Consider the following 13,214-nt stretch of genomic DNA (forward strand, 5'->3'; position numbering starts at 1 on the left):
TTATTTTTCACGGCTCGGTTTGTGGTTATCAATAATTTCTTCAATACTTGATGTGGCTCAAGAAATGATGGCAACAATTTATCTTCGATAACTTCTTATTGTCTGAATACGTGTTAGATTTAAATGAGTAGTGACTATTTTCGGCAGACATTATTTCTCAACCAGTGGCTGTCAGCATTTACAAGGAAGGCTCCATGATTATCTATCTTCACGGCTTTGATTCAACTAGCCCAGGTAACCACGAGAAGGTACTGCAACTTCAGTTTATTGACGAAGACGTACGTTTTATCAACTACAGTACGTTGCATCCTAAGCATGATATGGCGCACCTTCTAAAAGAAGTACACAAAGCCATTGAGTCATCAGAGGATAAGAATCCGATTATCTGTGGTGTAGGTTTAGGCGGATATTGGTCAGAGCGTCTTGGCTTCTTGTGTGGCATTAAGCAGGTGATATTTAATCCTAACCTGCATCCTGAGCGCACTATGCAAGGTCGAATTGACCGCCCAGAAGAGTACGATGATATTGCGACTAAGTGTGTGGAGCAGTATCGAATCAAGAATAAAGACCGCTGCATGGTGATACTGTCGAAGCATGATGAGATTCATGACAACACAGTGACCGCTGATGCGCTGGAAGACTACTACCAAATTATTTGGGATGAGCATGAGACCCACAAGTTCAAGAAGATCTCTCAGCATTTGCAAACCATGAAAGCATTTAAGAATGCCTAGCGCTCAAAACCGCTAACTAAACACTTTGACAAGGCCTGCTTATGCAGGTCTTTTTTTATCCAGATCGTGTGTAATTGGCGCCCTTTCGAATAAGATAATCTCAATTTCATTACAGCAATTGGGGTTATTTGCAGATTGTTGGTTGCTCAGTTAGTCGATTTGGATATAATGCGATTAAAAATAAATTGATTTAGATCAAAAAAAATTGAGAGGCGAAATAGAATCGCCCCATAAAACTTAACGTAAACAACAGTGTCTACTGATACTCAATCAAATTCTCACAGGTGCGCATAAGCGGGCCTGAAATCAAAAATTATCATTTGTATCAAGGAGTGTTGAAATGACACGAATCATTATTGTAGGCGGCGGTGCTGGTGGATTAGAACTAGCGACCAAAATGGGTCATAAGTTTAGACGCAACGAAAACACCAGTGTGACCTTAGTTGACCGTAAAGCGAGTCACCTTTGGAAACCTCTGCTACACGAAGTAGCAACAGGCTCTCTGGACGCAGGTGTGGATGCGCTAAGCTACCGCGCTCACGCCAAGAACCACGGCTTTGACTTCCAAATGGGAAGCCTTTGCGACATCGATCGTGAACGTAAGGTGATCATTCTTGAAGAGCTAAAAGATGCCAACGGCGAACTATTGATCCCTAAACGTGAAATTGAGTACGACTACCTGGTAATGGCGATTGGCTCAACCTCAAACGATTTCAATACTCCAGGCGTACGTGACAACTGTATCTTCCTAGACAGCCCTGAGCAGGCGCATCGTTTCCGTGAAGAGATGAACAATCAGTTCCTTAAGCTTCACGCACAGTCGGGACAAGGACAGGTTGATATTGCCATCGTTGGCGCAGGTGCTACGGGCGTTGAGCTTTCAGCCGAGCTGCACAACGCGGTTAAAGAGCTGCGTAACTATGGCTTCGGCGATCTAGATTCAAGTAAGCTAAATGTAAGCCTTGTAGAGGCTGGTGAGCGTATCTTACCTGCTCTACCTCCACGTATCTCTCAATCGGCTCACCAAGAGCTGACTAAGCTCGGTGTGAACGTTCGCACAGCCACTATGGTGACACTGGCTGATGAATCTGGCCTGACAACAAAAGATGGTGAGAAGATCCCTGCACAGATCATGGTATGGGCTGCCGGTATCAAGGCACCAGACTTTATTAAAGATATCGCAGGCCTAGAAACAAACCGTATTAACCAGTTAGTGGTTAAAGATACGCTACAAACTACTCGCGATGATAATATCTTCGTTATTGGCGACCTTGCTCAGTGCACGCAAAAAGACGGCAAGTTTGTGCCACCTCGTGCGCAGGCGGCTCACCAGATGTCTAGTCATGCATTCCGCAATATCTTAGCGATGATGAACAACAAGGCGCTTTCTGCTTACGAATATAAAGACCATGGCTCATTGGTATCACTTAGCCGCTTCTCTACCGTAGGTAGCTTGATGGGTAACCTAACCAAGGGTTCTATGATGGTTGAGGGTCGTATTGCTCGCGTAGTGTATATTTCTCTATATCGTATGCACCAAATGGCGCTGCACGGCATGTTTAAGACGGGCTTGATGATGTTAGTAGGACGCATTAACCGAGCGCTACGTCCAAACCTGAAGTTGCACTGATCTTTTAGCCCTAGTTAAGAGAAAGCAATCGAAAAAGGGGGGAGTTGGCTTAGCCAACTCCCCCCTTTTTTATATCTAGTAGAGATTAATTTTCTACTCTTCGCACCTGAATAATCATGCCCATAAGAGGGTGATCTAGGTAGTGTGTTTCGCTACTGCGCATGCGACGCTTTTGTTCCATACGGTAGCTTTTCAAGAACTGCTCTTCAACTTTTTCAGGGGAGACTTTCTGTAGGTTCCCAGCCTGTACATTGCTGTTTTCTGCTTCAGTGTCTGCTAGCACAGCAAAGTTTTCACTGTCCTTAAGCTCATCCGGTGCTTTCTCAGTAAAGGTAACGCTGCGAACACCCGGCTCGCGAAGATCCAATTCTGTTTCTACAAACAGGTAGTGCTGAACATAAACCTGAATCGCGCCGTCCAGTTCATACAGAGGCTGAGCAATAGTTTTCTCTTGGATATCATCGCCCATACCCGTATCACTGCTTTGAGAGCCAATCTTTGAACCGTCTGGGTTAAAGGTTTTAGAGAAATCTTTACCGGCCTGGATATGGAACTTAGGAGCACTGGCTCGACCTTGATCCCCTTGACGCCATGCAGTATGCAATAGCACCTCAAAACCTGCATGATTCTTCAGTACGTCACGCTCTTTAATAAGCTTATAGTTGTCGTAAGAAAGCATTTGCGCTCCCTTCTTTTTACGATAAGCATGGTTGTCGAAGGGCTCGACTCCTTCCATGTTGATCTGATTTAGCTCGTTTGGCCATGATTCAGAGGTCTTTTCAGGGTCGATCGAACGCTTGAATATCAGGACTTCAATGTCAAATTCTCTCTGTTGTGCTTGTGCGAGTGTTGGAATCAGCAACAGCATCATCAATAGAGGAATAATTTTTTTCATTCTGGCTCCATGGCTTATCAAAAGGCCGTTTATCTTTATGAATACTATGAGATTATTCTTATCTTCATACTAAATTTGAGTGTGAGTAAAGTCGTCACGAGAGGGAAGTTTACCCTAGTTTTAGGCAGTATAGCAGATCTCATTTTATTGCTATGACGGCCAAGCCTTTACGCTACTCTGTTTTTTGCAAAATCTTCGATTAATTGCTTAACGTAAGAGAGGCGATCTCTGCGGTCGACCAAGCTTTGCATAAATTTAATCTTAGTCGGCCCGTCCATAGCAAATTTGTTAGGTTGTGATTGCAATAGCTTAACCAAATACATTGGGTTTATGTCAGCATCCGGATAGAACTCGATGTAGCCACCTTTTTCATGAGCCTCTACCTTGTCTACCTTGATGGCAGCCGCTGCCAACTTTATTTCAGAGACTTGCAGTAGGTTCTTAGTGGCATCAGGAAGTGGCCCGAAGCGGTCTATGAGCTCGACCTTCATCTCGGTAAGTTGGTTATCGTTAGCCACGCTGGCAATACGTTTGTATAGAGACAAGCGAGTGTTTATATCAGGGATATAGTCATCCGGTAATAATGCAGGTAATCGCAGTTCGACCTCGGTTTGCTCACGCAGTAGGTCGTCCAGCGATGGCTCTTTACCTTCTTTTAGGGCTTCAACAGCTTGCTCTAGCATCTCCATATACAAGGTGAAGCCGATAGAGTGGATCTGGCCACTTTGCTCATCACCCAGCAACTCGCCGGCGCCACGTATTTCAAGGTCGTGCGTAGCAAGAGTGAATCCTGCGCCCAAATCCTCAAGAGAGGCAATGGCCTCAAGACGCTTGGCTGCATCCTTAGTGACGGCTTTAGGATGCGGTGTAAGCAAGTAAGCATAGGCTTGGTGGTGAGAGCGACCCACACGTCCGCGCAATTGGTGAAGCTGCGCTAAACCCAGATTGTCTGCGCGGTTCATGATGATGGTATTAGCCGTTGGCACATCAATACCGGTTTCAATGATGGTGGTACACACCAAGAGGTTAAAACGCTGGTGGTAGAAATCGTTCATTACTGACTCCAGCTCACGCTCACGCATCTGCCCGTGTGCGGTGGTAATACGAGCTTCTGGTATCAATTTAGCTAGGTCTTCCGCAACCTTGTGAATGGTGTCGACTTGATTATGTAAGAAGTAAACCTGGCCACCACGCATGATCTCACGCAGAACGGCTTCTCGAACAATGGCATCATCACTTTGACGAACAAAGGTTTTGATTGCTAAGCGGCGAGCCGGTGGTGTGGCGATGATAGAGAGGTCGCGCATGCCACTCATTGCCATATTCAGCGTTCGCGGTATTGGGGTCGCGGTCAGCGTTAGGATATCCACATCCGCACGCATCGCCTTCATTTTCTCTTTTTGTCTTACGCCAAATCTGTGTTCTTCATCGACAATCAATAAACCAAGATCGGCAAACTTGATGTCATCTTGCAGAAGTTTGTGAGTGCCAACAATAATATCGACCTTACCTTCTGCCACATCAGCCAGAATTTGTTTCTGCTCTTTGGCACTCTTGAATCGGGATAAGACCTCTACACGCACGGGTAGGTTGGCAAAGCGATCTCGAAAGTTTTCAAAATGCTGCTGAGCGAGTAGGGTCGTTGGCACAAGTACCGCGACTTGCTTAGCATTATCTGTAGATACGAACGCGGCGCGCATGGCGACTTCCGTTTTACCAAAGCCAACATCACCACACACCAGTCTGTCCATGGCTTTCGCTTGGCACATATCCGAGAGAACGGCGTTGATCGCTTGAGCTTGGTCATCGGTTTCTTCAAATGGGAAACCAGCTTTAAACTGGGCGTATTGCTCTCTATCTAACTGAAATTTATAGCCTGGTTTAAGCTCACGCTTGGCGTACACATCAAGCAATTCAGCGGCCACATCTCGAACTCGCTCTGCCGCTTTACGACGAGCCTTACCCCATGATTCACTGCCAAGTTTGTGTAGTGGGGCGGTATCTTCCGCGCCGCCAGAGTATCGGCTAATGAGATTGAGTGAAGACACTGGAACGTACAGCTTCGACTCATTGAGGTATTCAAGGGTCACGTATTCGGTTTTGATGCCTCCAGCCTCTAGGGTCTGCAGGCCAATATAGCGACCAATACCATGGTCTAGATGCACTACGGGCTGGCCGGGTTTAAGCTCCGCTAGGTGGCGGATAACGGTATCGCTATTGACCGCTCGCTTATCTTTTTTGCGCCTTTGAATAACGCGATCGCCAAGTAGGTCACTCTCACAAATCAGTGCAAAATCAGGGTCTTCATGAATGAAGCCATGCTCTGAAGCGCCAAGAACTAGAGTGAACTTATCATTCCCAGCAAGGGCCTCTTCGAGACTCGACACTGCTTTTGGCGCAATCTTGACAGGGCTTAGTAGCTCAAGCAGGGCCTCACGACGGCCTTCAGACTCAACGGAGAAGACGATCTTGCCGGTGTAGCCTTCGCTGAACTGACGCAGAGCCGACATTGGCTCTTTGGTTTGCGGGGCTGCGGCAAGCGCCGGTAATACCTCTATGTCTAGGTTGAAACGACCTGCTTTGGTATCAGTACTCTCTTTGTTTAGCTTTACCTGTGGCCATTGCTTAATGGAGGCAAAGAGCTCGTCTTTCTTCATCCAAAGCTCTGTTGGTTCCAGCAGTGGACGCAGCGGATCTACACGTCGCTGATCAAAACGATAATCAACGTCGGTGAGGAATGTGTCTATTGCCGGTTCTATTTCACCAACAGAGAGCAGTAAGGTGTTTTGTGGCAAATAGTCGAACAGGGTTTCTGTATTCTCAAAAAACAGCGGTTGCCAGTACTCAATCCCCGCGGGCCAAGTGCCCTTTGACACTTGCATATAAACCGACTCGGGCTCGCGTCTTGCGTCGAACTTTTGTCTCCAACGAATACGGAAGTCTTCAATGGCTTCTTCATTGGTCGGAAATTCATGGGCAGGTAACAGTCTAATCTCATCGATATCGGCAATAGAGCGCTGATTCTCAGGATCAAAGGTTCGAATGGTGTCGATCTCGTCATCGAAAAAGTCAACACGATACGGGTCAGAGCTTCCCATAGGGAACAGGTCTAAGATAGAGCCACGACTGGCGTATTCACCAGGACCAAATACTTGGTCAACGTTTCGATAGCCTGACTTTTCAAGTTGCATCCTGAGCTTTTCTAGAGAGAAAAGGTCGCCCGCTTTAACCATCAAGGTGTGTTGTAGGAGAAACTCTCTGGGAGACTGCCTCTGCAATAGAGTGCTAATGGGAACAATGATGATGCCTTGGTCAAGGGTCGGCAGTTGGTACAGTGTAGAAATACGATCGGAAATAATATCTTGGTGAGGAGAAAAACTGTCATAGGGCAGTGTTTCCCAGTCTGGGAACAAGGACACAGGCACAGAGCTAAATTGCTCCAATTCCATCTGCAATTTTAGTGCTGTTTGCGGGTCACTCACGATTAACAGTGTTGGTCCTTGGTGTTGTTTGTTCAACTGAGCTACAGCGATAGCTAATGACGCACCTTGTAGGTTGCCGAGCTGTTTTCTATCACCAGCGGTGGACGCAATCGGTAGAGCAAAAAGCGAGTGGTTATCCATAAGAGTGTGAGTTTCCAAGATAAATTGATCAGCATGTAATGTAATTGATTATCGTAAACCCAGACGGGTTTATCTATCAATAAGTGGTCAAAACTGGCGGATAGTTGATGTGATTGCTCAATTATTGACTTTTTGTGGAAGTTTCCAAATAAAAACAGGGGCAAACACTACTCGAAAAGGCGATTAGTGGTTACATTAAGGGCATTGTACTCATTTTTCGGTTGGTTATGTTTCGACCCGTTTCGCTTTATATTGGCCTGCGTTATCTCAGAGGACGTTCGGGAGATCGATTTAGTCGATTTGTTTCCTACATGTCTACCGCAGGTATCACCATAGGTGTGTTGTCTCTCGTCACTGTAATGTCTGTGATGAACGGTTTTGAAAGCCAGTTAAAGGGACGCATTCTTGGGGTGCTACCTCAAGCTATCGTGGGTGATGTGTCTGGAAAAACCGCATTGACCGAAGAACCCCCGCAATTTATTACCTCTCTTCCTCACGTTATCGAAAGCGTTCCGATTGTATCGAGTGAAGCCGTGTTGCAAAGCCCTGCACAACTGACTGCGGGTCAATTGATTGGTATTGAGGGGAATGCAGACGAGCCTTTGCGTCAATTTATGCTGTCTGGAAGCGTGGATTCTTTGCAGCAAGGAAAATACCGAATCATCATTGGTCATACTCTGGCGCGTAAGCTAAAGGTAAATCAAGGCGATAAAGTGCGCCTTATGGTCACCAGTGCCAGTCAATATTCACCTCTTGGGCGCATTCCTAGCCAGAGAAACTTTACCGTATCGGGCATATTTAACACCGGCTCCGATGTGGACGCTCAGTTAATGGTGACCAATATTGAAGATGCTGGTCGCTTATTACGAATGAATAAGGAGCAGGTCTCAGGTTGGAGACTTTATCTTGATGACCCCTTTGCCGTAAGCACTCTCGCAGCAATGCCGCTAGAAGAGGGCTGGGCTTGGCAAGATTGGCGCGCACAACGGGGCGAGCTATTTCAGGCGGTTAAGATGGAGAAAAACATGATGGGCCTTATGCTCGGTCTCATCGTGGGTGTGGCGGCATTTAACATTATCTCTGCGCTGATTATGGTGGTCATGGAGAAGCAATCTGAAGTGGCCATTCTAAAAACTCAAGGGATGACCAAGCAACACGTGATGGCCTTATTTGTGGTGCAGGGCGCAAGCAGTGGCGTGGTTGGCGCAGTGTTTGGTGGCTTGCTCGGCGTTCTGCTGTCAAATAATCTGAATCTAATACTGCAAGCCATGGGAGCATCCCTTTATGCCTATGGTGGGCAACTGCCTGTGTTGATTGAGTACGGTCAAGTACTCCTAGTGGTTGGATTGGCTGTGTGTTTGAGCATAGTGGCAACCCTTTACCCTTCCTACAGAGCTGCATCCGTTAAACCCGCTGAGGCGTTAAGATATGAGTAATTTACTAGAGTGTCAGAATCTAAAGAAAACCTACACCGAGGGCAGCGTTGATACGCAAGTGCTTAGAGGTGTGAGCTTTACGGTCGGACACGGCGAGCTGGTCTCAATTATCGGTAGCTCAGGCTCGGGTAAGAGTACCCTACTGCATATATTAGGCGCATTGGATGATGCGACAGTGGGAGACGTGCAGTTCAACGGGCAAGATCTCAGCGCACTCTCAAGTAACCAGCAAGCGAAACTGCGTAACCAGCATTTGGGCTTTGTATATCAATTCCACCATCTATTAGCGGATTTCTCTGCGGTAGAAAACGTGGCGATGCCTCTATTGATTGGCGGTGAAAAGCCAGCTAAAGCCAAGCAAGCGGCTAAGGAATTGTTAACTCGTGTTGGTTTAGAGCACCGTTTGGAGCATCGTCCATCAGAACTGTCTGGCGGAGAGCGTCAGCGGGTGGCCATCGCACGAGCTTTGGTGAATAAACCCTCTTTGGTGTTAGCCGATGAGCCTACAGGTAACCTTGATCACACTACAGCTCTAGGCATTTATGACTTGATGCGAGAGCTGAACCAGAAATCAGGCACGGCCTTTTTAGTGGTGACTCATGATGGTGAACTGGCTGCTAAGATGGACAGACAAATGCATATGCAAGACGGCCTTTTGGTTCAAGTAGCAGAAGAGGTTGCCGAGTGATCAACTCTTTATCACTGTTTATTGGTGGGCGTTTTAGTCGCGCCAAGCAGCGGAACAAGATGGTGTCCTTTATTTCCCTTTCATCAACCTTGGGGATAATGGTGGGTGTTGCGGTGATCATTATCGGCCTATCTGCGATGAACGGCTTTGAAAGAGAGCTGGAGAATAGAGTGTTATCAGTGGTTCCCCATGGCGACTTTTCTGCGGTGAACAAGCCAATCCAAGATTGGCCTCAGCTGGTAGAACATATCAACAAGCAACCACAGGCTGTAGCGGCTGCCCCTTTTGTGAAGTTCACGGCATTAGCGGAGCGCGGTACACACCTTAAAGCAATCCAAGTGAAGGGTGTGAATGCGGCACTGGAGAGTGAGGTATCTAGCCTGTCTCAGTTTGTGCAAGGGGATGCATGGCAAAACTTTTCTCCGGGTTCAAACCAGGTGGTGTTGGGCAAAGGCGTCGCTGATCAGTTGGGCGTTGACGTCGGTGATGGCATTTCTCTTATGATCCCTGTGGCATCGAAAAACGGCCGTACACAAGCACCAAAGCGTGTTCGCCTAAAAGTCAGTGGCATCTTCTCGCTTGGTGGGCAGTTGGATCATGCCTTAGCGATGGTTCCACTTGAAGATGCTCAGTCTTATCTTGGTCTTGGCGATACCGTGAGTGGAATTTCGGTGAAGACGACCAGCGTATTTGATGCTCCAGATTTGATGAGAACGCTAGGCAGTAGTCTGCCAGTTTATGTGTATATTAATAGCTGGAAGCAAGAATTTGGCTACATTCATCGAGATATTCAGATGGTTCGTACCATCATGTATTTGGTAATGGTATTAGTTATTGGAGTTGCTTGCTTTAACATTGTTTCTACTTTGATGATGGCTGTAAAAGATCGCTCTGCTGAAGTGGCTATTTTGCGCACGATGGGGGCTCAAGACTCTTTGATTAAGGCTATTTTCATGTGGCAAGGTGTGTTGTCAGGCGTTATGGGGGCGGTAGCGGGCAGTGTGCTTGGATTATTGGTGGCGCTAAACTTGACCACATTGATCCAACTGGTTGAGAAGATCATTGGGCACAAGTTCTTATCGGGTGACGTTTATTTTGTGAACTTCCTGCCATCCGAGGTTAATCCAATGGATGTGTTGATTGTATCCGGGACTGCAATTCTATTGAGCTTAGTAGCGACTTGGTTCCCTGCAAGTAAAGCAAGCAAATTGAACCCCGCGACGGTGTTGAGTGCTAAATAACATTTATACCAATAAGTATGAATAAAGAATTAAAAAAGCGTTGCTCAACGAGCAACGCTTTTTTTGTGTCTAGGATTTTTGTTGTGAGGGTTAGTTTGTGTCTTTCTTGGCAAATGGGTTTAGCTTGAGTTTTAGCTTTCGCTTTTGCCAGCTACGCACCACAGAATATCGCCATAGCGCGCGAATACCGAAGTAGCCCATTGCAGAGAATATTACCGCACAGATAGCACAGCCAAGCAGGAACGGCGGTCCGATAGTAGACATCTGAGAGACTAAGTAGTCCCAAGATAACTCAAAATGAAACGCCTGTGCGGGCAAATGCATTACCCAAGCACCAAGCTTGTAGGCCAGATAGAACATAATTGGCATGGTGACAGGGTTACTGATCCATACCAAGGCTACCGAGAGCGGCAGGTTGACGCCAAACATGATTGCAAGCCCTGCTGCCATTATCATTTGGCTAGGAAGGGGAACAAAACACATGAAAAGGCCTACAGCAAAGGCTCCTGATGCGGAGCGTCGATTCAAAACCCACAAGTTTGGGTTGTAGAGAACATTTCCAAATATTCTAAGCGCTTTTTGACGTTTAATCAGTTCATGGTCCGGCATGAAGCGTTGAATAAATTTTCTAGGCATGAGGGAATATGGCTCTCTTACTAGGTAACTGGAATCTTATTTCATTCTCAGCGACGATTGTCGCAGCAATGTATTGGCACACTCTTCCTGAATTGCAGTGGCTTGTTCCGATACTTGCCATAGTGTTGTTCTGTTGCCGATTTAAAGCACTAAGAATAGCACTCGGGGTCTCGTTGGCATCAGTGGTTAGTCTAGTACAGAGTCATGTTTTTGTAAGAGACGTCAACACCTTATTCGATTGCGCTGAGAATATTACCATAAATGTTGAGTTGAACAGCACATTTAGATCAAATCTTTACTTTTCAAATTCGGTAGTTAACGTCGAACAAATTCATGGTTGCGATGCCGACTTCTCCGGCTTGCTATTACTCAAAGTTCCCTTAGATTTGGCGCAGAATATAAAACTAGGGGAGATTTGGCGTGTCGAGGCTGAGATAAAACCCATTTACGGCCTGCTCAATGAAGCGGGCTTTGATGCGGAGCGCTTTTATTTTGGGCAGCGAGTCATAGCTCAAGCTAGGGTGCATAAACTACTCCAGCGGATTGAGAAGGCGGACCTAAGAGGCCGTTGGTATGACGATGTTTACCTGCAAACGGCGCAATTGGAATCTCGACCACTAATCTTAGCCCTATTGTTTGGGGAACGCTCTCTCATTGATAATCAGCAATGGAGTCACCTAAAACGGACCGGAATTGCGCACTTGATTGCGATTTCTGGATTGCACATAGGGCTAGCCTATATGGTGGGCTGGTGGGGCGGACATATCTTGCGTATTGTTATCCCAACCTGGCTTTGGCTACCTGTTTTGTCTGCTGTGGGCATGGCAACCTTTTACGCGTGGCTTGCTGGGTTTAGTTTACCCACACAACGCGCCTTGGTTATGTGTCTGATTACCGCTACCGCACTAATTCTTGGGATTCGTTTAAGTCGCTGGCGAATATTGTGGCTGACCCTGGCAATAGTGCTAACCCTATCACCCATGTCAGCGGTATCTTCTAGCCTTTGGCTCAGTGTTGGGGCCGTCATTATTATTTTTCTGGCGATTGGGCCAAATCAACGCCGTCTCGAAAAGCAAAACCCCGAACAGCGAGTTGGCAAAGAAGAGAAGAAGCAGAGCAAGATAGGCATCAAGAAACTGTACACCTGGTTTCGAATCCAGCTCTATCTCAGTTTAGGGCTAGCGCCAATATCGGCTTGGTTGTTGGGCGGGGTTGCTTGGCTCTCTATCTTGTTCAATGCCATCGCTATTCCTCTAGTTTCACTGTTTGTGGTTCCGCTATTGCTTGCCGGTATCTTGTTAAACCCCGTATCTAAGTCATTAGGTTTTGGCTTATTTCAATTGTCCGATATGGGTTTGAGTTTGCTGACAGAGCTAATTTCGAAGACGCAGGTCTATCCTAACCTATGGTTTCAAGCCTCACAGAGCCATATATTGGGGTTAGTTTTGTTATTCGCTCTCATCTGCGTGAGAAATCGTCGGCAGGTTTTCATCCTATGTATCGGTGGACTATATGTCGCGATGGTTGGATTAGAAAACAATGATACAAAATGGCGCCTTGATGTGCTGGATGTCGGTCATGGCTTAGCCGTGCTGATAGAGTCAGATGAGCGCTCAATTCTCTATGATACAGGGGCGGGGTGGGATGAGGGCAGCATAGCGCAGATGGTTGTAGAGCCCATAATTGTGCAGCGCGGTACTAGCATTGACGCTCTTTTCATAAGCCATTGGGACAATGACCATCAAGGTGGCATGAACCACCTTATTGCGCGCTTTTTACCTAGATATGTATTTACTCCTCAACAAGACATCAAGACGCTACCTTGCATGCAAGGGCAGTTCTGGTGGTGGCAAGGATTGCAGTTTGAAATAGTTTGGCCTCCGAGGACAGTCTCTAGAGCCTATAACCCTCACTCGTGCGTCATGCGGATCTCTGATGGGACTTATTCGGTGTTATTGACCGGAGATATTGATGCAATTTCAGAGTATCAATTGGTTGATGATGTTGCTCAATCTGACGTGATTATCGTGCCTCATCACGGTAGCAGTACCTCTTCAACTCAAGTATTGGTCGATAAAGTTGATGCAAATATCGCCATAGCCTCAACTTCTAAGCAGGGACGTTGGTCGCTTCCCAACCAAATTGTAGTGGATAGGTATCGCCAATCTGGCTCCCAATGGCTGAATACGGGTACCGATGGGCAGGTATCTGTACGTTTTTTGAGTGATGAGGTGAAGGTTATGACTCTGCGCAACCCACAAACTGCTGCTTGGTATAGGCAGATTTTGCGGAAGGGAGTAGAATAACTATTAACTGAATAAAAAATAAAGC

General features: G+C 46.6%; 9 protein-coding genes. 6 read left to right on the forward strand and 3 right to left on the reverse strand.

Annotated features, from left to right (window positions below; all coding sequences use genetic code 11):
* Positions 1-194: 194 nt before the first annotated feature.
* Positions 195-734 (forward strand): alpha/beta hydrolase YcfP, encoded by a 540-nt coding sequence (gene ycfP, locus D5I41_RS13235; RefSeq protein WP_119010185.1) that lies wholly within the window; start codon positions 195-197, stop codon positions 732-734.
* Between the two features lie 340 nt (positions 735-1,074).
* A complete protein-coding gene (locus D5I41_RS13240) occupies positions 1,075-2,364 on the forward strand; it encodes an NAD(P)/FAD-dependent oxidoreductase (RefSeq protein ID WP_065598955.1) in 1,290 nt (429 codons plus the stop codon).
* An 85-nt stretch (positions 2,365-2,449) separates the two neighbouring features.
* On the opposite strand, the gene D5I41_RS13245 is transcribed toward D5I41_RS13240, so the two are convergent.
* Together D5I41_RS13245 and mfd are read right to left on the reverse strand one after the other, a co-directional pair.
* Complete coding sequence (locus D5I41_RS13245) at positions 2,450-3,259, reverse strand: peptidoglycan binding protein CsiV (protein WP_119010186.1); 810 nt, start codon at positions 3,257-3,259, stop codon at positions 2,450-2,452.
* Positions 3,260-3,426: 167 nt separating this feature from the next.
* Entirely contained in the window at positions 3,427-6,882 is a 3,456-nt protein-coding gene (gene mfd, locus D5I41_RS13250) for a transcription-repair coupling factor (protein ID WP_119010187.1), read from the reverse strand.
* Between the two features lie 227 nt (positions 6,883-7,109).
* On the opposite strand from mfd, the gene lolC reads away from it, so the two are divergent.
* Genes lolC through lolE form a run of 3 tightly spaced genes read left to right on the forward strand, consistent with a single transcriptional unit; the run spans position 7,110 to position 10,247 of the window.
* Positions 7,110-8,318, forward strand: coding sequence for a lipoprotein-releasing ABC transporter permease subunit LolC (lolC, locus tag D5I41_RS13255; RefSeq protein ID WP_119010188.1), 1,209 nt, complete (start codon positions 7,110-7,112; stop codon positions 8,316-8,318).
* Entirely contained in the window at positions 8,311-9,006 is a 696-nt protein-coding gene (lolD, locus tag D5I41_RS13260) for a lipoprotein-releasing ABC transporter ATP-binding protein LolD (RefSeq protein WP_119010189.1), read from the forward strand. The genes lolC and lolD overlap by 8 nt, the downstream gene beginning before the upstream one ends.
* Complete coding sequence (gene lolE / locus D5I41_RS13265; RefSeq protein ID WP_119010190.1) at positions 9,003-10,247, forward strand: lipoprotein-releasing ABC transporter permease subunit LolE; 1,245 nt, start codon at positions 9,003-9,005, stop codon at positions 10,245-10,247. Before lolD ends, lolE begins: the two co-directional genes overlap by 4 nt.
* Positions 10,248-10,337: 90 nt before the next feature.
* On the opposite strand, the gene D5I41_RS13270 is transcribed toward lolE, so the two are convergent.
* Positions 10,338-10,883, reverse strand: a complete 546-nt coding sequence (locus tag D5I41_RS13270; RefSeq protein WP_017243895.1) for a DUF2062 domain-containing protein — start codon at positions 10,881-10,883, stop codon at positions 10,338-10,340.
* A gap of 8 nt (positions 10,884-10,891) precedes the next feature.
* Between D5I41_RS13270 and D5I41_RS13275 the strand changes: the two genes are divergently transcribed.
* On the forward strand, positions 10,892-13,189 hold the full coding sequence (locus D5I41_RS13275; protein WP_235868917.1) for a DNA internalization-related competence protein ComEC/Rec2: 2,298 nt from the start codon (positions 10,892-10,894) through the stop codon (positions 13,187-13,189).
* Positions 13,190-13,214: the final 25 nt, after the last annotated feature.

Origin of the sequence: Vibrio superstes, from assembly GCF_003569005.1 — a bacterium.
In the GTDB taxonomy this organism is placed as follows: Bacteria; Pseudomonadota; Gammaproteobacteria; order Enterobacterales; family Vibrionaceae; genus Vibrio; species Vibrio superstes.

What these genes read in the sequence shown, in the direction of transcription:
- lolD (WP_119010189.1), top strand. Translation starts at nt 8,311, where the DNA reads ATGAGTAATTTACTAGAGTGTCAGAATCTAAAGAAAACCTACACCGAG.
- D5I41_RS13275 (WP_235868917.1), top strand. Translation starts at nt 10,892, where the DNA reads ATGGCTCTCTTACTAGGTAACTGGAATCTTATTTCATTCTCAGCGACG.
- D5I41_RS13240 (WP_065598955.1), top strand. Translation starts at nt 1,075, where the DNA reads ATGACACGAATCATTATTGTAGGCGGCGGTGCTGGTGGATTAGAACTA.
- ycfP (WP_119010185.1), top strand. Translation starts at nt 195, where the DNA reads ATGATTATCTATCTTCACGGCTTTGATTCAACTAGCCCAGGTAACCAC.
- D5I41_RS13270 (WP_017243895.1), bottom strand. Translation starts at nt 10,883, where the DNA reads ATGCCTAGAAAATTTATTCAACGCTTCATGCCGGACCATGAACTGATT.
- mfd (WP_119010187.1), bottom strand. Translation starts at nt 6,882, where the DNA reads ATGGATAACCACTCGCTTTTTGCTCTACCGATTGCGTCCACCGCTGGT.
- D5I41_RS13245 (WP_119010186.1), bottom strand. Translation starts at nt 3,259, where the DNA reads ATGAAAAAAATTATTCCTCTATTGATGATGCTGTTGCTGATTCCAACA.
- lolC (WP_119010188.1), top strand. Translation starts at nt 7,110, where the DNA reads ATGTTTCGACCCGTTTCGCTTTATATTGGCCTGCGTTATCTCAGAGGA.